The sequence below is a fragment of the Burkholderia sp. 28_3 genome (assembly GCF_003253915.1).
Classification (GTDB): Bacteria; Pseudomonadota; Gammaproteobacteria; order Burkholderiales; family Burkholderiaceae; genus Burkholderia; species Burkholderia cenocepacia.
Genome location: NZ_QKZF01000001.1, coordinates 645294 through 663393, shown reverse-complemented (window position 1 = coordinate 663393; position 18100 = coordinate 645294). Strand labels below are relative to the sequence as shown.

18 protein-coding genes are annotated in these 18100 nt (G+C 63.6%); 16 read left to right on the top strand and 2 right to left on the bottom strand.

Going from position 1 to position 18100, the window contains the following annotated elements; genetic code table 11:
* Window positions 1-42 precede the first annotated feature (42 nt).
* The 4 genes from DFS13_RS03165 to radC all read left to right on the top strand — a co-directional run bounded on the left by DFS13_RS03165 (window position 43) and on the right by radC (window position 4611).
* Window positions 43-1245, top strand: a complete 1203-nt coding sequence (locus DFS13_RS03165; RefSeq protein ID WP_034202365.1) for an amino acid aminotransferase — start codon at window positions 43-45, stop codon at window positions 1243-1245.
* Between the two features lie 244 nt (window positions 1246-1489).
* Entirely contained in the window at window positions 1490-2689 is a 1200-nt protein-coding gene (locus tag DFS13_RS03160) for a site-specific integrase (protein ID WP_001062689.1), read from the top strand.
* Window positions 2686-3750 carry a YhcG family protein gene (locus DFS13_RS03155; RefSeq protein ID WP_003092331.1) on the top strand — a complete coding sequence of 355 codons (1065 nt, stop codon included), beginning with the start codon at window positions 2686-2688 and terminating at the stop codon, window positions 3748-3750. Before DFS13_RS03160 ends, DFS13_RS03155 begins: the two co-directional genes overlap by 4 nt.
* A 351-nt stretch (window positions 3751-4101) precedes the next feature.
* Window positions 4102-4611, top strand: a complete 510-nt coding sequence (gene radC, locus DFS13_RS03150) for a DNA repair protein RadC (protein WP_003092330.1) — start codon at window positions 4102-4104, stop codon at window positions 4609-4611.
* A gap of 66 nt (window positions 4612-4677) precedes the next feature.
* On the opposite strand, the gene DFS13_RS03145 is transcribed toward radC, so the two are convergent.
* The gene (locus DFS13_RS03145) at window positions 4678-7134 is read right to left on the bottom strand and encodes an AAA family ATPase (RefSeq protein WP_001223964.1); all 2457 of its coding nucleotides are present in this window, start codon (window positions 7132-7134) and stop codon (window positions 4678-4680) included.
* Window positions 7135-7526: 392 nt separating this feature from the next.
* Here DFS13_RS03145 and DFS13_RS03140 point away from each other — a divergent pair, with 392 nt between their 5' ends.
* From DFS13_RS03140 to DFS13_RS03115, 4 genes are all read left to right on the top strand, one after another.
* Complete coding sequence (locus DFS13_RS03140; RefSeq protein WP_003092327.1) at window positions 7527-8354, top strand: DUF932 domain-containing protein; 828 nt, start codon at window positions 7527-7529, stop codon at window positions 8352-8354.
* A gap of 80 nt (window positions 8355-8434) precedes the next feature.
* The gene (locus DFS13_RS03135) at window positions 8435-10504 is read left to right on the top strand and encodes a ParB/RepB/Spo0J family partition protein (RefSeq protein ID WP_000994919.1); all 2070 of its coding nucleotides are present in this window, start codon (window positions 8435-8437) and stop codon (window positions 10502-10504) included.
* Window positions 10505-10565: 61 nt separating this feature from the next.
* Complete coding sequence (locus DFS13_RS03130; protein WP_022580212.1) at window positions 10566-10775, top strand: hypothetical protein; 210 nt, start codon at window positions 10566-10568, stop codon at window positions 10773-10775.
* A 775-nt stretch (window positions 10776-11550) separates the two neighbouring features.
* Window positions 11551-11865, top strand: a complete 315-nt coding sequence (locus DFS13_RS03115; protein WP_001273857.1) for a DUF736 domain-containing protein — start codon at window positions 11551-11553, stop codon at window positions 11863-11865.
* A gap of 312 nt (window positions 11866-12177) precedes the next feature.
* Here DFS13_RS03115 and DFS13_RS03110 read toward each other — a convergent pair whose 3' ends face one another.
* Window positions 12178-12471, bottom strand: a complete 294-nt coding sequence (locus DFS13_RS03110; RefSeq protein ID WP_006379425.1) for a helix-turn-helix domain-containing protein — start codon at window positions 12469-12471, stop codon at window positions 12178-12180.
* A 287-nt stretch (window positions 12472-12758) separates the two neighbouring features.
* Between DFS13_RS03110 and DFS13_RS03105 the strand changes: the two genes are divergently transcribed.
* From DFS13_RS03105 to DFS13_RS03065, 8 genes are all read left to right on the top strand, one after another.
* Window positions 12759-13106, top strand: coding sequence for a DUF2958 domain-containing protein (locus tag DFS13_RS03105; RefSeq protein ID WP_016487838.1), 348 nt, complete (start codon window positions 12759-12761; stop codon window positions 13104-13106).
* Between the two features lie 342 nt (window positions 13107-13448).
* The gene (locus DFS13_RS03100; RefSeq protein WP_003092318.1) at window positions 13449-14219 is read left to right on the top strand and encodes a DUF2285 domain-containing protein; all 771 of its coding nucleotides are present in this window, start codon (window positions 13449-13451) and stop codon (window positions 14217-14219) included.
* A gap of 111 nt (window positions 14220-14330) precedes the next feature.
* Entirely contained in the window at window positions 14331-14615 is a 285-nt protein-coding gene (locus tag DFS13_RS03095) for an AlpA family transcriptional regulator (RefSeq protein ID WP_001247107.1), read from the top strand.
* 14 nt (window positions 14616-14629) lie between these two features.
* Window positions 14630-15487, top strand: coding sequence for a replication initiator protein A (locus DFS13_RS03090; RefSeq protein ID WP_003092315.1), 858 nt, complete (start codon window positions 14630-14632; stop codon window positions 15485-15487).
* 241 nt (window positions 15488-15728) lie between these two features.
* Complete coding sequence (parA, locus tag DFS13_RS03080) at window positions 15729-16367, top strand: ParA family partition ATPase (protein ID WP_003092312.1); 639 nt, start codon at window positions 15729-15731, stop codon at window positions 16365-16367.
* On the top strand, window positions 16364-16627 hold the full coding sequence (locus DFS13_RS03075) for a hypothetical protein (RefSeq protein ID WP_000147048.1): 264 nt from the start codon (window positions 16364-16366) through the stop codon (window positions 16625-16627). Before parA ends, DFS13_RS03075 begins: the two co-directional genes overlap by 4 nt.
* Window positions 16624-17181, top strand: coding sequence for a DUF2840 domain-containing protein (locus DFS13_RS03070; RefSeq protein ID WP_023093372.1), 558 nt, complete (start codon window positions 16624-16626; stop codon window positions 17179-17181). Before DFS13_RS03075 ends, DFS13_RS03070 begins: the two co-directional genes overlap by 4 nt.
* Window positions 17178-17765 carry a S26 family signal peptidase gene (locus DFS13_RS03065; protein WP_003092304.1) on the top strand — a complete coding sequence of 196 codons (588 nt, stop codon included), beginning with the start codon at window positions 17178-17180 and terminating at the stop codon, window positions 17763-17765. The genes DFS13_RS03070 and DFS13_RS03065 overlap by 4 nt, the downstream gene beginning before the upstream one ends.
* The last annotated feature ends 335 nt before the right edge of the window (window positions 17766-18100 follow it).

Here is an 18100-nt window from a genome sequence, read left to right as displayed (position 1 = left end):
GGCCACGACCGACCATTCTTCCAAACGAGACCGACTCAAGCCATGTTCGAACACATCGACGCGTACCCGGGCGACCCGATCCTGACGCTCAACGAGAACTTCCAGAAAGATCCGCGCGACCAGAAGGTCAACCTGAGCATCGGGATCTATTTCGACGCCGAAGGCCGGATTCCGGTGATGGGCGCGGTGCGCGAAGCCGAGACCGCGCTGCAGCGCGACAGCGGCCCGAAGCCGTACCTGCCGATGGTCGGCCTGGCCGCGTATCGCGATGCCGTGCAGTCGCTGGTGTTCGGTGCCGATCACCCGGCCCGCGCGGCCGGCCGCATCGCGACGCTGCAGACGCTCGGCGGCTCGGGCGCGCTGAAGGTCGGCGCCGATTTCCTGAAGCGCTATTTCCCGGATTCGCAAGTGTGGCTGAGCGACCCGAGCTGGGAAAACCATCGCTTCATCTTCGAGCGCGCCGGCTTCACGGTGAACACGTATCCGTACTACGACGAGGCGACGGGCGGCCTGAAGTTCGACGCGATGCTCGCGGCGATCGACGCGCTGCCGGCGCGCAGCATCGTGCTGCTGCACGCGTGCTGCCACAACCCGACCGGCGTCGACCTCGACGAAGGCCAGTGGGAGAAGCTGATCGACGTGATCGAGGCGCGCGGGCTGCTGCCGTTCGTCGACATGGCGTACCAGGGCTTCGGCGCGGGCCTCGACGCGGATGCGTTCGCGGTGCGCGAGCTGGCCCGCCGCGGCGTGCCGACGCTCGTCGCGAACTCGTTCTCGAAGAACTTCTCGCTGTATGGCGAGCGCGTGGGCGGGTTGAGCGTCGTCTGCGAAGACGCGGCCGCGGCCGAGCGCGTGCTCGGCCAGCTGGCCGGCGCCGTGCGCTCGAACTACAGCAATCCGCAGACCTACGGCGCGAAGGTCGTCGCGGCCGTGCTCGGCACGCCGGCGCTGCGCAAGCAGTGGGAAGAGGAACTGTCGGCGATGTGCCGCCGCATCGCGCGGATGCGCCAGTCGATCCACGACGGCCTGCGCGACCACGTGAGCGGCGAAGCGCTCACGCGCTACGTGAAGCAGCGCGGGATGTTCACGTACACGGGCCTGACCGAATCGCAGGTCGACGCGCTGCGCGAGGTGCACGGCGTGTACATCCTGCGCTCGGGCCGGATGTGCGTGGCGGGCCTGAACGACTCGAACGTCGGCATCGTCGCGGACGCGATCGGCAAGGTGCTGAAGAGCGGCGCCTGACCGCGGCGCCGCGGCGCGCCACGATGCACAACCGGCTGTGTCCCGTCACGGGAGCAGCCGGTTTTTTGTTTCACGATGACTCCAGCCCGGTAGTTCGCTGGACTGCGACGTAGCCCGATACAGCAGGTTTATCAATAGCTTACGCGCTTCCATCATATGCCGGTGCTTTCTGAAACTTGACCCGGTTCTCCCTCGCGCCGCTCCTATCTGGCTCCTGGAATCCGGGTCGTTCCAAGGAGTCATCATGGCAAAGATCAAGCTCACCAAGACCGCCGTAGAGTCGGCGCAACCCCAGGCGAAGGACATCGAACTACGGGATACCGTCGTGCCCGGCTTCCTTTGCAAGATTACCTCGACGGGACGCCGGGTGTTCATGCTCCAGTACCGCACGAACTCTGGCCAGCCCCGCAAGCCCTCGCTGGGACTCTACGGGGAGCTAACCGTCGAACAGGCGCGGGTCAAAGCGCAGGACTGGCTGGCCGAGGTTCGCCGGGGTGGTGATCCCGGCGGTGCCAAGGCCGAGGCGCGCAAGGCGCCCACGATGGCCGAGTTGTGCAAAAAGTTCATGGAGGACTACTCCAAGAAGCGCAACAAGGTCAGCACGCAGGACGGCTACCAGGGCGTCATCGACCGCAACATCATCCCGCTGCTGGGCCGCAAGAAGGTGCATGACGTGAAGCGGCCCGACATTGCGGGGCTCATGGAAAAGCTGGCCTACAAGCCGACCGAGGCCAACAAGACCTTCGGCGTGCTGCGCAAGATGTTCAACTTGGCCGAAGTCTGGGGCTTCCGCCCGGACGGCACGAATCCGTGCCGCCACGTCCCGATGTACCCGCCGGGCAAGGAAACCCGGCTCATCGTGGACGAGGAAATGGTGCGGATCTTCCGCCAGTTGGAGAAACTGGAGGCGGAGGGGCTGGAGAACTACGTCATCCCGTTGGCGATCCGGCTGCAATTCGAGTTTGCGGCGCGGCGCTCCGAAATCTGCCCGCTCGAATGGAGCTGGCTGGACTTCGAGAACCGGCGCGTGGTGTGGCCCGACAGCAAGGTTGGCGGCATTTCCAAGCCCATGAGCGAGGAAGCCTATCGGCTGCTTTCGACGGCGCCGCGTCTGGAAGGCTGCCCTTACGTCCTGCCGTCGCCGAACGACCCGGCCAAGCACCTGACCTTTGGCGAGCACTATGGCGGCTGGTGCCGGACGCTCAAGGCCGCCAGCGTGCCGCACGTAGGCACGCACGGCATCCGTCATCGCTCGACCACCGACATTGCCAATTCCGGTGTGCCGACCAAAGTGGGAATGAAGCTGACGGGCCACAAGACCGTGGCGATGTTCATGCACTACGTCCACACCGAGGACAAGCCGGTGCGCGAGGCGGCCGAGCTGGTGGCCAGCCGCCGCCAAGCCATCACGGGCGCGCGGCAGCTTGCGGAGGCGGTGGCATGAACGGGCGCCGGCCATCAGCAGCATCGCTCGCAGCGCCCGCGGCGCTGCTGGGCGACATTCGGGCACTGATCGAGGCGGCGCGCTTGCGCGCCGCCTCGACGGTGAATAGCGAGCTTACGATGCTCTACTGGCGCATCGGCCAACGCATCCACACGCAGGTCTTGGACAGGCGCCGGGGCGCCTACGGCAAGGAAGTTCTGCCCACCTTGGCTGCGCAGTTGGTGGAGGAGTACGGCAGCAGCTTTGCAGAGCAGAACTTGCGCCGCATGGTGCAGTTCGCCGCCACCTTCCCCGACGAGCGAATTCTCGTATCACTGATACGAGAATTGAGCTGGACGCACTTCATCGCCCTGATGCCGCTGAAAGACCCGCTCCAGCGGGACTACTACGCACAGATGGCCAGCACCCAACGCTGGAGCGTGCGGACGCTGCGCGAGCGTATCGACTCGATGCTGTACGAGCGCACGGCGCTTTCCCAAAAGCCGGAAGAAACCATAGCGCAGGAGTTGGCGACCCTGCGCGATGCGCAGCGCATGTCGCCGGCCCTGGTCATGCGCGACCCGTACATCCTCGACTTCCTGGGCCTGCGGGACACTTGGCAGGAAGGCGACTTGGAAGCGGCGATCATCCGTGAAATGGAGTCCTTCCTGCTGGAGCTGGGCGCGGGCTTCTCATTCGTCGCCCGGCAGAAGCGCATTCCGATCGACGACGAGGATTTCCACCTTGACCTTCTGTTCTACAACCGCAAGCTGCGGCGGCTGGTTGCGGTGGAGTTGAAGGTAGGTGACTTCAAGGCGGCCTACAAAGGGCAGATGGAGCTTTACCTTCGGTGGCTAGACAAGCACGAACGGGAGCCGGAGGAAGCCTCGCCGCTCGGGATCATCCTTTGCACCGGCAAGAAGCGCGAGCAGATCGAATTGCTGGAGCTGGACAAGTCCGGCATCCACGTTGCCGAGTATCTGACCGCCTTGCCGCCGAGGGGCGTGCTGGTGGAGCGGCTGCAACAGGCAACGCAACGGGCGCAGTTGCAAATCGAGCAGCGCAAGACGGACAACGAGTAGTCCTGTCCCAAGCAGTCGGGCGTCCCGGCGTGCCGCCGTCGCGCTGTCGTGCTGCGCATCGAGCTTCGCTGCGCGAGTCTCGCCCCTGTCGGGCTTCCATCACTGACGCCTCCGTCCCGGCTCGTTGATCCGGGCCTGCGCGCTCCGCTTGCCAAAAATCGACTCTGTGCAGTGGGCGGGTGTGGGCGGTCTTGCTGTTCCCTTCACCGTATCACGGCGTTCTCGCCGTCAAGGGCGGCGCGCGCCATGCGCGCTTGCGTCCTGGCGGCCGTCTGCGACCCCTGACTGCTTGCGCTGCGCCGTGCTGCCGCCGGTTCCGGGCAATTCCGCCCGAGCAACCGGAGCACGATCATGTCGCAACTGTCCTTTCCCTCGTTCGATTCCTGTCTGCTGGTGCGCGACGCGCACGGGCGCTATCTACCGGCATCGGCCGACGACATTCTGGAAGCTGCGCGCCAGGTCATTGACCGGAAAATGCGGCGCGGAGCAGAGTTCACTTCGCCGGCGGCGGTCAAGGAATACTTGCGTACAAAGTTGGCCAGCTTCGAGCATGAGGTGTTCGTAGTGCTGTTCATGGATACGCGCCATCGTCTGATCGAATACAGGGAGATGTTCCACGGCACTATTGACGGTGCGTCGGTGTATCCGCGCGAAGTGGTCAAGGAGGCGCTGCGGCTCAATGCGGCGGCGGTCGTCGTTTCGCACAACCATCCGAGCGGAAACCCCGAGCCGAGCGCGGCTGACCGGGCGCTGACCCAGCGGCTCAAGGAAGCGTTGGGTCTGGTGGACGTGCGCGTGCTCGATCACATCATCGTTGCGGGCAACGAAACGGCATCGTTCGCCGAGCATGGGCTGATCTAGCCCAAGGGGCTTCGGCCCCTTTTTGCTGCGCCTGGTGGCATAGCTATGGCCCTCGCGGCCTGATGCTCAGGCCGTCGCAACCTGAATCATCTCGTCGTAATGTTTCTTGTCCACCTCTTCCAGCCACTGGAAGATGTTCCCGATGACGCTGTGGCTTTCGCCTGCCAAGTTTTCTGCGGATTCCTCTGTTATCTCAATAACGTCGCTATGTGAATACTTATTGATAAAGCGGTAGATTTTTTCTTTAAGCTCTGGTGTCGTGATGGTGCAATCTTTTAGGCCAGCCTCCATCAATTGACTAATGTCGCTTCGACGCCTTGGATATTTGAAGGTGAAAAACGATTCAACAAGCTTTCGGGCGAGGTTGGCGGTCAAGAACGCCTCATCTCGATTGAGTGTTGTGTGCGCCCTATATTCGTAGAGCTTCTTGAAGATATAGTGGTACTCGGAACCGTAGTTCTTGAGTGAGTCGTCGGCATCCACAAGTAGGGAGTGACGAGGGGAGCCAGGTGGCGCATCCAGGCGATAAAAGAAGCAATTCTCGGCGTTGCCTTTTTTGACTCGATTCCTATTGGTGCCAGTGAACCAGTCTCTCACTAGCTTAAAGTAAGTGAAGTTGTGAGTCAGCACAAAAAGTTGCTTGGCTTCAGTGCATTGCGTTCTCAAAAACGAGTAGGCGTGAAACAAGTGATTAGAATCAAAGCTTGAGACCGGATCGTCAACGACGACGATCGTATCCTTGATGTTATTTCCATTTTCTTTGAGCTTCGTGATGAAATAGACAAATGCAATCGCAGTTTTCTCACCTTCGCTCAAATTCCCATCGTGCTCACCAACCCCGTTTCTGATGATCTCATAGCCTTTCTTCTTCTGATTGAAGTTCAGGCAAAGCTCAGAGCGGCCAATGAAGCGATGCAGGATGTCATTGAACTCCTTTGCCCCGACCGTTTCATTCGAGAGCGCCGCTTCTATGGCTCCGACCTCTAGACTAATTTTTTCAATTTCCTTATGGTCGTTCTTTGCTTCTGACTCAAGGTCATTGCACTTCTTCTCACTTCCAGCATAGTCAAACTCTTGCACCTCAGCCGCAGCAAAGTGAAGCTCCAGTGCCACCTTGCTTTTTGAGGTCTCAGATTTGAAATTTGAAGTCTTATTGTTGTGCTTTCCAACGAGAGCAACAATCGATTTCAGGATGTCATTGAAATTGGTGACATCGTCTTCAACCACATCCGAGATCTGAATGTCTGTCTTCCCAGGGTCTGTGATCTTGGCCTTCAGGGCTTCCCGCCAGGCGTCGATTTGCTGGTCGATCTTTTCAGCAGCAGTTGCGTAGTCCTTTTGAAGCTTCTCTGCCTCGGCCGATAGTTCTTTATAAAACTCGGTCGATGCGGGAAACTGATTAGCTGGAGCGCCTTGAGATTCAATCCATGTCGCCGCGTTCTGAAGTCGGCTCTGAAACTCCGTGAACTCCTTGCTGAAGTGGGCAGCAAGCGCCTCGGCACGAAGCTGGGCGAACGGAGAGCCGCAGAACTCGCAGGATTGCGAGTCGTGGTTTTTATGGATTTCCAAGCCTGCTTGAACCCATTCGCGGATTTCCGGGTTATCGGTCAGCCGCTGGATTGCTTGATTGACCGCCGTAGTCCCAATCAAATCTCTGATGCGGCCCGCCGCTTTCTTAAAGTAGTCCGGCTCAATGGCCGTTGAGGCGAAAGCAATGCTTGGAAGCTGATCTGGCTTGGCGGCATTCGTAAGGTCGATAACCCTCTCATCTGGAAGAACCGACTCCGCCTTGATAATTGTCTCGCCGTTATTCTGTATGAAGTTGAAGAGCTTGCGGCGGTCGTAATTCAAGTAATAACTGTCGCTCGTATCAATCGCCTGAAGTCCAAGCTTCATTTTCTTGGCAGCATTGGTCAGGAACTTCTCTAATGCCTCACGCTGCTTCTTGATATCGCTTTGCTTGTCGTCGTGAGCCTTCTTTTTCGACTGAAGCTCGCTCTTCAGCTTCTCCAGCTTCTGCAAGTCATCAATCTTCTCTTTCGCAATAAGAAGGATGCTCTTTACGGATTTGTCCCAATCAATGTTCTCATGCACGAAGCGTTGATTGAAAACATGAATATTCAATTGGGATGAGTGGAGTGTGGATTCCGTGATCGTTGAGCCATCCTCCAGAACTACTGAAAATTGGCCCGTGCTGAAGCGGGGAACCATCGAGCGAAGCTCAAAGCAAGAGAATAGATTCGATAACGTTGACTTGCCTGTTCCATTCCAACCATAGACCAGGTTGTACCGGCCGAACTTTTGGATCTTCGTTCCATTGAAGTCGCTGAAGATTCCGAACTGTTTGAGGCGGTTGATGCAGACAATCATCTCTATATCTCCGTGTTCTTGCTTTCCCATCATTTGCTTGCGAAACAAATGGTAAACGAAGAGTCCTCTTGCGTCTCCGCTTCGCGGATCGCGCTGCTCCAGGTTCGCTAGTCGCTCATCCCTGGCGGGACTGGCTTCGCCAGCCTTCCGCATCGCTGACGCCTACGGCCCGGCTTCCAGCTTCGGGCCTGCGCGCTTCGCTTGCGTGCGGTCAGCACAAAGGGATGGCCGTTGCCTTGTCCAGCCGTCTCCCCTGACTTCATCACCTTACCCGCGACCGTAGCCCGCGACCGTGTGCCGTCAAGGCGCGCAGGGCCGTGTCCTCGGCTGCGCCTGCGGGCCGCACCAACCCTGCGCTTGGCTCCTTGACGGCCCCCGTCCGCGCGCTCCTTTGGGCGCGGGCGATGAACTCAGGAAAGACGGTGGCAACAGGGCCAACCGGGTTCCTCGTGCCGACCGCACCAAACAGCCGAAAGGCTGGGCTCCGAATCTAGAAATCCGGTGTGCGGTGTGAACAGCAAACCTCTTTTGTCAGGAGAAAGACCATGCAACTCGCATCCCGTTTCGCTTTCCGCTCCCCCTCGCTGCGCAGCGATTACCCGCTGTCCGACGACCAGATTCACCGCGTGGCCCCGTCCATCTTCGCGGATGCCCCGCACGAGAGCCGTTCGCAGCGGTACGCCTATATCCCCACCGCCGCCGTGCTGACCGAGCTTCGCAAAGAAGGCTTCCAGCCTTTCATGGTGACGCAAACCCGCGTGCGCGACGAAGGCAAGCGCGAGCACACCAAACACATGATTCGCTTGCGCCATGCCAGCCAGATCAACGGCGCGGAGGCCAACGAAATCGTGCTGCTGAACTCGCACGACGGCACCAGCAGCTATCAGATGCTGGCCGGAATGTTCCGGTTCGTGTGCAGCAATGGCCTTGTCTGCGGCAACACCGTGGCCGATGTGCGAGTGCCCCATAAAGGCGACGTGGCCGGTCTGGTCATTGAGGGGGCTTACGAAGTCTTGAGCGGTTTCGATCGGGTGAAGGAATCGCGCGATGCCATGCGCGGCATCACCTTGGACGATGGCGAATCCGAAGTGTTCGCCCGCGCCGCGCTCGCCCTCAAGTACGACGACCCCGACAAGCCCGCGCCCATCACGGAATCGCAAATCCTGATGCCGCGCCGCTTCGACGACCGCCGCCCCGACCTGTGGAGCGTGTTCAACCGCACCCAAGAAAACCTGACCCAAGGCGGGCTGCGTGGCCGCAGCGCCAACGGGCGCCGACAGCAAACCCGCCCGGTGCAGGGCATCGACCAAAACATCCGACTAAATCGCGCCCTCTGGCTGCTGGCCGATGGCATGCGCCAGTTGAAAGCCTGAATCCCCACGCGGCAGGGGCAGGCAGCAGCCCTTGTCGCTTTCTTCGCTGCTGCATCCCTGAACCGATAGGAGTTATCACCATGAACGCCGTTACCCAAACCGAAGCCCGCGCCATCAACACCGCCGCCGCTATCCCGCTGGAAGCCGCTGATCCGACCAAGAACCTGATTCTGGTTCCGCTGTCGCGGCTGGTGTCGCGTCCCACTGGCCGCAACGTGCGCAAGACCCCGCGCATGTCCATTCCCGAACTCGCCGCCAGCATCCAGCGTGTCGGCCTGCTGCAAAACCTCATCGTGATTGCCGCCGCCGATGGCGAGCATTACGAGGTCGTGGCCGGTGACCGTCGCCTCGCAGCGTTGAAGCTGCTGGCGAAAAAGCACCGCATTAGCAAGGAATGGGAGGTGCCTTGCCTGCTGGTGGCCGATGGCACCGCCCGCACGGCCAGCCTCACCGAGAACGTGCAGCGCGAAGCCATGCACCCCGCCGACCAGTTCGAGGCGTTCGCCGCGCTCGTGGCCGAAGGCCGCAGCATCGAGGACATTGCAGCGGATTTCAGCGTCACGCCGCTGGTGGTGCAGCGCCGTCTGAAACTCGCCAACGTGTCGCCGCGCCTGCTGGCCGACTACCGGGCCGAGGCCGTGAGCCTTGACCAGTTGATGGCCCTCGCCATCACCGACGACCATGCTGCGCAGGAAGCCGCGTTCTACGATGCGCCCACATGGCAGCGCGGCCCGCACAACCTGCGCGACCGCCTGACCGAACGCGAAATCGACGCCTACCGGCATCCGCTGGTGCGCTTTGTCGGGCTGGACGGCTACGAGCAGGAAGGCGGTGGCATCCGCCGCGACCTGTTCGCGGAGGGCGACAAAGGCGTGTATCTGACCGATGCCGCACTGCTGGAACGGCTGGCGCAGGACAAGCTGGCAGGTATCGCCGCCAAGGTGCAGGCCGAGGGCTGGGCGTGGGTGGATGCCACGCCGGGCATGACCCATGCCGATCTGCAAGCCTTCCAGCGTGCGCCAAGGGAACGCCGCAGTCCGAACAAGCGCGACGCGCAGCGCATCGAGAAGCTGCAAACCAAGCTGCACGAACTGGCCGAGGCGGTGGATGCCGCGCTGGACGACGAGGACGAGGAAAAGGCCGATGCCTTGCAGGAAGAAGGCGAACGCCTGGGCGAGCAGTTGCAGGCGCTGGAAGATGGCTTGCTGGACTATGCGGCCAACGTGAAGGCCGCAGCCGGTGCCATTGTCACCATCGACCGCGACGGGCAGGCCGCGATTCATCGCGGGCTGCTGCGCGAAGCGGAGGCCAAGGCACTGCGCACGCTGGAGCGGCTGCGGCAGGGTTTCGGCAGCGAAGGCGAAGCCGCGAACGAGGACGCAGGCGAGGACGACGAGCAGCCCAAGACCGCCGCCATGTCTGACCGACTGGCGCAGCGGTTGAGCGCGCACCGTACCGCTGCGCTGCAAATCGAAGTTGCACGGCATCCGCAAGCAGCGCTGGCCGCCGTGGTGCATGGCATGGTGCAGACCGTCTTGCAGGAAAGGCACTACGGGCACGACCTGCCGCTGGGTGTGCGCCTCACGGTGCAAGACCGGCTGGAAGGCATGGCCCCGGACTGGCCGGAATCACCCGCCGCCGTGGCGCTGCGCGAACTGCAACAGGTGGCAGGCGAAACCTTGCCGGAGGACAGCGCCGAACTGTTCGCCGCGCTGCTGGCGAAATCACAGGATGAACTGGTGCGGCTGTTGGCCGTGTGCTTAGCTTCCACGGTGGACGTGGTGACGCCTCGCGCCACGCCGCACCAGCCCGGCGCGGAACTGGCGCAGGCCGTGGGGCTGGATATGGCCGCGTGGTGGCAGCCCACCAATGAGGGTTACTTCCGGCATGTGCCGAAGGCCGCGATTCTGGAAGCCGTTGGCGGGTTCGCGCCCTCGCACGTCACCCGACTGGCGAAGTTGAAGAAGGGCGACATTGCCAGCGAAGCCGAACGGCTGGCCGCTGGCACCGGCTGGATGCCCGCCATCTTCCGCTCCGAAGGCCCGCAGCAGACCGGGCAGGACGCGCCGGCGGATGGCGAAGCCGAAGCACAGGAAGAAGTGGCCGCCGTGGCGGATGACCAGCCGCAGGCCGAGGCTTTGGCCGCGTGACTTCGCACCGTAGATAGCGCCCCGGTTCCGGCCGGGGCGCTTCATGTTGAGGATGCCTGCCATGACCCACCAACCCGCAAACCGCCCCCGCATAGCTGCGACCTATGCCTCCGGCACGGTGCGCGCCCGCCGCTGGCACGGCGACGGCGACGTGCGCGGCTACCGTCCGCCGCGTGGCTGGACGGCCCGCGCCGACCTGACCGATCTGCATCCCCTCACGGGCCGCGCCTTGCCGCGCGCCGTGTGGTGGATCATCGAAACCAAGGAATAACGAGCCGCACCGGCCCCAAGCCGTGCCGCCTTGGGGCCGGTGGTCGAAAACTCCGGGCGCGGCGGTGGCCGCGCCCGGTTTCACTGCTCAAAGCCAAAACGCCCCATCGCCGCCTTCGGACAGGCGGCGATGGGGCCACGCACAAGGGCGCTCGTGCGCGAAATCCACGAAGCCAGCAAGTGTGGCGGCGCATCGCGCCGCCAACGATTCGACCGAGCCCCGCCGCAATGGGCGGGGCTGGTGTGGCTACGCCCCGGCTTGCTGCGGCAGGTTGCACGAAAGCGTGCCGTCCCCGACGCTGGCGGTTCGTTGTCTGTACGTCACGAAAGACGGTTCACCGACACGCCGCCCAGCCTCGCTTCTATGGAGCTTCCACACCACGCCTCAGTATGTGGCCGTGAGCTGCGGCAGGGGCGCTCTGGCCTTGTCGTCGGGGCATTGACCTGGCCCGCGTCAGGGCGCAAGCCGGTGCAGCCGTCACGCGGGGATGCCGAGTTGGCCACGTCTCCATTCGGGAGCGGGCGGCCTGTGCGTCCTTGTCTTGTTGTGAATCCTGGCGGTGGCGCGGCTGCGCCTTGTGCTTGATGGCCGCAACCTTGCAGCGAAAACAATTTCCCCTGCGCTGCGCGCATTCCTCGCGGGACAAATTCTTTTCGCTTCCAGGTTCTCCACGTTGTTGCGACCGCTGTGCGGTGCGACCAGCCCATCCCCCGCCGGCCGGATCACAACAAGGACGCACTGGCGCGACCTTGTTCAACCCGAAAGGAGAAACATCATGGCTAACATCGGCACCTTCACCGCAGAGAAAGACGGCTTCACCGGCACGCTTCGCACCCTGACGCTCAACGTCAAGGTCAAGCTGGTTCCCAACGACAAGGGCGACACCGAGAACGCCCCCGACTTCCACCTGCAAGCGGCTGGCCACGAAGTCGGCGCAGCGTGGAAGAAGACCAGCGAGGCCGGGCGGGAATACCTGTCCGTATCCATCGACGACCCTTCGTTCCCGGCGACGGTCTATGCCCGCCTGATCGAGAACGAGGACGGCACGCACGACCTGATCTGGTCGCGCAACAAGCCGAAGGCGGCCTGACAGCCGCTTACCGCGTCCCGCCCACTGCGGCGGGGCGCGATGCTGCTGATCGCAGCACCGCACGCGCAGGATTTCTGCTGCTGCCGCGTGCTGGATACGCCCGTCACGGCGGGCCTGCATGCGTGCCTTGTGGCTCGCAATCCGTGTCAACGAGCGGTGTGTGGCGTGTCGGCGCTGTAAGCGCCGCCGGGCTTTCGGGCTTCGCCCCGTGCCGGCAAGCCGTCACGGCCATCCGGCTTCAATCCCTCACGCCTTCGCGCCTGCGGCGCTGCGCGCTCCGCTTGCTGCAATTCAGTACCACACGCCAACGCGCTAAGGCGTGTCGGGCTCTTCCAATATCGCCCTGAGTTCCTGGCGCACCTGTGCCAGCAATTCATCAGCTTCGCGGGTGCTGTCACCGGCATAAGCCAATGTGAGCAGCGTGAGCGGATGCACTTCCATGACCTCGCACAGATCGGCCAGCTTCTGGATGGTTGGGCTTTTCAGGTCGCGCTCCAGCGTGCTCATGTAGGTGCGACTGGACACGTTGGAGAACGCTTCCTGGCTCAAACCACGCGCCTTCCTTACCGTCCGAATCGCCGCTGCCAATGAGTTCTTCGCTGCCACCTATGGTTTCCCCAAAAAACCAAGATGACAGCCCATTGCGCCCTATAGGACTACAATCTATAGTGTTCATTTGGTGGTGATGTTTTCCTTTTCCGTGCTTTTACGGAGATCCGCATCTGCGGATTTCCTCAGACCCAGGGAACCGCATCCGTGTCTTTCCTGACTTCCACCAATACGCCTTCGTGCCTCTCCGCTTTTGCGGCTTCGTGCGCTTGCGCATACGTGCATCCGTCCGCAGGCACAGATGCGCCTCGGCGATTGCGTGTGTTCGTGGAAGGGGCGCGGCCTTGACCACGCTTGTCACCGAGGAAGACCGGGTGCACCTACTGGCCCACGGCCTCACCCGCGCCGCAGGCCAGGAATGTGACCCGCTGCCCGTGGTGCGCCTGTTCACACCGGACGCACATGCGACCTGGCTATTGGCCGCGCTCGATCCGACCGATGGCGATACGGCCTACGGCCTGATCGACCTCGGGATCGGGATGCCTGCCCTGGCGACGGTGAAGCTGTCCGATCTGGCGTCCATCGTCGGGCCGCTCAAGCAGCCCGTGATACGAGATCGGTATTTCCAGCCGACGCGGCCGCTGTCGGAATACGTTCGACTGGCTCAGGAAAACGGTTCGATCACCGATTGACGCATTCCAGCGCGACCAGGCAAAAAGTATCGCATTGTGACTATTTCGGTCTTAGCCAAGACCTGGCAAGTCTTGATCCGCATGCTTGCACCAGGGTGGTGCGCTCCTGACCAAAACAGTCATGATGCCAGGCGCGAGATTCGGCACGGTGTTCAATGCTGCACCCCATTTCCGGGCGGTGCAGTCGTCGCATTTAGACGATTTCGGCAATGCACTGGAGCGAATCTGTCTTGACACCAGCAGTTAAAGCGTAACCCGAGTTTGATGACCACTTGATGGCGATTCGATAGCTCCCGCACAGCGGAATTGTGGCGACGTTCCCAGAAACAGGGAGGTTTCGCCATGACTGACCGCAGCAGCCAACACTGGTATCCCACGGCCGCGTATCTCTACACGCTGCACCTCGATGGCCCAGCGCTGGCTTGGGAGTATTTGCGCAGGAATCCAAGCTACCGGCGCGACTGGCTACGCCGGCGTCGCAAGCCTGATGCGGCGCAGGCCTGGGGCCTGCGCCTGCTGGAAGATCCCGGCCTGGATGCGCGCGACGCACATCCTGCTTGGTTCCCCGATCACGATGCCGTGGTGCAGCTATACCCCGACGCCGACCCACCACCCGATGCGCATACCTTCGAGTTCTGGCGCATTCCTGGGCGCAAGCAACTGACCCACGACGGCAAGCGCCTGGTGCTCGTATCGCATTGGCCAGGCTGCTGCGTTCGGCTGGCACTCGCACCCGACCTGGAAGATGGTTCGGCCTATCTCTACGCCACACGCGCCTGCGCCACGCCCTGTGCGCGCTACCGCACGCTCGCTGCGAAGCTGGATGCGCTATCTGCCGCAACCGTGGCCACGCCTGTGGCAACAGCCCGCTCCCGCCCCACGCCCGCCGCGCTGCTGGAACTGCATACCTTGCAAGCGCTCGACGCGACCCTCGCGGGAGCCTCCTTGCGCGAGGTGGGCGAAGGTCTGTTCGGCGCGGATGCCGTCGCGGCCGACTGGCACAAAGACAGTGCATTGCGTGCCCGCGTACGGCGGCTGGTACGCCGCGGCGATGAGCTGATGCACGGCGGCTACCGCCGACTAGCGCAGCTTCCAATGTTCCCGTCGCATTAGGGGGGACGTTTCTCGACCCGTGCGAATCGTCCCTTAGCAAGAAGCCTTGCTTTCTTGAGAGTGCCTCTATCCGGCCGCGTGGTGTGGCCGGGCTTGATGGAGGTACATCCCATGCGACCTGCTCCCTCGCGGCCTGCCGCCGCTGCCGTCACTGCGACCTCGCAGCCTCAACGCTACCTGACAAACGACGAAGCCGCCGACTACCTGCGGCTGTCGCCGCGCACGCTGGAGAAGCAGCGGGTGATCGGCGGCGGCCCCAAGTTCCGCAAGTTCGGCCGCCGCGTCATGTACGCGGTGTCCGACCTCGATGCCTGGGCCGACCAGCGCAGCTACGAGGCCACGTCCGATCCCGAATACGCCGAGCGCCACGCGGGCGACTACCGTGATGGCCGCTGATCGTCGGCGCGTGGGTGGCCTTCGCCATGTCCAGCCCGCCAGGGCAAGCCTTGCCGCAGCGCGAACAGCTCGATCTGTTCCGCGCGCTGCCGGGCGACATGGCGCCACGCGATTCCCAGGACTTGATGGCCTTTCCGTTCTTCTCGCTTGCCAAGTCGCGGCGCACGGCGCCGATCGACTTCCGCAGCGGGAACGTCACCATTCGCGTGGAAGGCACGCAGGAGCACGGCATCGCAACGATATGGGATGCCGACGTGCTGATATGGGCCGCCTCGCAGATCGTGGAGGCGCGCGACGCGGGCCTGCGCCCGTCGCGCTGGATACGCGCCACGCCTTACGAGATTTTGCGCTTCATCGGGCGCGGCACGTCCCTCAACGACTACCAGCGCCTGAAGGCCGCCCTCGACCGGCTGCAATCGACCACGGTGGCCACGTCCATCCGCGAAACCACGGGAAGGCGCTTGCATCGCTTCTCGTGGATCAACGAGTGGAAGGAACTCGCCGACGCCAGCGGCACCCCGCTGGGCATCGAGCTGATCTTGCCGGACTGGTTCTATGCCGGCGTGCTCGACGCCGCCCTGGTGCTGACCATCGACCCGGCCTATTTCCGCTTGAAGGGCGGTATCGAACGCTGGCTGTACCGCCTGGTGCGCAAGCATGGCGGGCGGCAGGAGCACGGCTGGCAATTCGACTTCCGACACCTGTACCGCAAATCCGGCAGCGCGGCCCGCTTCTCGGACTTCGCCTACGACGTGCGCGCCCTGGTGGCGCGGCAGTCGTTGCCCGGCTACGTCCTCGGCATCGAGCGGATGCCGGACGACAACACCGAGCTGCTGACCTTCCGGCCCGTGCCGCACGCGGCACGGGGATAACTGCGGGAGAACCTGTGGACGGCCTCGTGCTATCAGGAGTACCGGGTATCGTGCTATCAGGAGTACGACCCTCGTGCTATCAGGAGTACGAAAACGCCGGAAAGCCAACAACGGCGCGGGTTTGCGTTCCCTCTAACTTACCTAACAAGAAATACATAACTTTTAGTAGAAGCGCGCCGTTTCGGTGGACAACCACGAAACGGCACGGCCAGGCCGGCTTTCCAGCTCGGAGGGCCGCGCCATGATCTTCGCGTTTCTCAACCAGAAAGGCGGCGTCGGCAAGACCACGCTCGCCACGCACATCGCCGGCGAACTGGCGATGCGCGGCCTGCATGTCATCCTGCTGGATGCCGACCCGCAGGGGTCATCGCTCGACTGGACGCAGCGGCGTAGCCAGCAGGGCCTGCCCCGTCTGTTCAGCGCCGTGGGCCTTGCCCGCGAAACGCTGCATCAGGAAGCGCCAGAACTCGCCAGGCGGGCCGATCACATCATCATCGACGGCCCGCCGCGCATCGCCGCCCTCGCGCGTTCCGCGCTGCTGGCGGCCGAGCGCGTGCTGATCCCCGTGCAGCCCAGCCCCTACGACGTATGGGCTTCTGCCGAGATGGTCGCACTGATCCGCGAAGCACAGGTGTTCCGGCCAGCGCTGCGCGCGGCCTTCGTCATCAACCGGCGCGTCAGCACCACCATCATCGGCAGGGAGGCACGGCAATCGCTGGCCGAACAGCCGCTGCCCGCGCTGCGCTCGGAGATCCACCAGCGCATCGTCTTTGCCGACAGCGTAGCCGCTGGCCGGCTCGCCCGCGAAACCGCGCCCGACAGCGCCGCTGCCCGCGAGATCGCCGCGCTCACCGACGAACTGCTGCGGTGGCCGACATGACTGGGAAGCCACCACCACGCAGCAAGCGCGTCGGCATCGGTGCGCGTCCCCCAGCGAATCCGCACGCCGAAGCGTGGATTCGCCAGGGCGACGCAGATGCCGTGCAGAAAGGCGACCTCTACACCGCTCGACTGACGCTCGACATCACGCCCGCCATGCGGGCGCGCATCAAGGTGTCGGCCTTCACGCGAGGCGTGACCGTAGCCGAACTGCTGCGCGACCTGCTGGAGCGGGAGTTTCCCCCGGAGGGCACGCCGTGAACGCATCCGCTTCGACCGCCCACACCCCCAAAGCAAGTGCGCCCACGGCTGCGCCGCCGCCGGCGCCTTCGACACTCGCCGGCCAGGCCGGCAACGTGCCGCTGACGCGCGTGGCGCTGGCCTACATCGAACCGCGCTTCAAGCTCTACCTGCGCTTCGGCGAACCGGCGCGCACGCTCCAGCTCGACCGCTGGCGGCGCTGCGCCGTGTTCCTGCCGAACGCGGTTCTGTGCCGCATCCGTTGGCAGGCCAACGACTACGGCACGATCCGCTGGCAGCTCATGGTGATGCAGACCGCCACGCCGCTGGACGCCGTGCAGCGCATCCCCGGCGTGCAGCCGGGCGCGCGTCTGCTGCTGCACGCCGAAGGCGATGCCAACGTGCGCGCCGTGCTGGAACGCATCGACGGCATCGAGGCGCTGGGCATCGCAGCCGCAGACACATCGCCCGCGTACTGGCGCACGCTCGCGAACCGGCTCGCAGCGCGCTCGGCGCTACCCACATACACCGCAGAACGGCACGCCGCCTGGCTGGCCGGGAGGGCATTGCCATGACCACGATTTCCACGACCGGCCCCGTGCCGCATCCTCGCTCGCGCCTGCGCGCTCGCCTCGTGCTGGCAGGCTTCGCCACCGTCGGCCTCGCTGCGCTGGCCTGGGCGGCGTTCGTGCAGCCCCTGCCGCGAATGGCCTACAACCCGTCCGACAGCGTGGCGGTCGGTTGGTATCGCATCGAACCGTTCGACCCGCGCACCGCCTCGCGGCCACGTCCGCTGTCCGTGGACAGCATCGTGCTGATGCCGCTGCCCGACAGGGCCGCCATGCTGGCTGCGCAGCGCGGCTACCTGCCGACCCGCGTTCCGCTGCTCAAACGTGTGGGCGCAGTCGCGCCACAACACGTTTGCATCGTCGCCGGCCAGGTTCGCATCGACGGCGTGCCGGTGGCCGCCGCCCTGCCTGCCGACCGGCTGGGCCGGCCGCTGCCATCCTTGCAGCTTTGCCGCCGTCTCCAACCGGGCGAACTGTTCCTGTTGAGCGCGACCAACCCGGCGTCGTTCGACAGCCGCTATTTCGGGCCGGTCAGCGCGTTCGCCGTGATCGGCGTTGCGCATCCGATCTGGCTGGAGACACGTCCATGATGGCCGCCGATTCGCTGCACTTTGCCGCGCCTCTCATCGTGCCATCGGGCATGTCGTTCTACTGTTCGTCGCCGTGTCGTCGCGCGTGCAGTGCGGGTGCATTCGCACCGCACTTCGCGCTGCCTTCGGCGCAGCCGCCCAACGTGCAGGCGTCTTGCCTCGAACGCGCCTGGCCTGCGGCCATTGGCGTGTTCGCCGGCGGGCTGGCTGCTCGTGCAGCAGCGCCGCCGGGCCGCCGATGCCCGGAGCGGGAGCGAGGGGCAAAGGCGGAAGGCAAGACAAAAGGGTTCGGCACTCTGCCGCCCGCAAAGCCAGTCTGCACGTGGGGGTGGCGC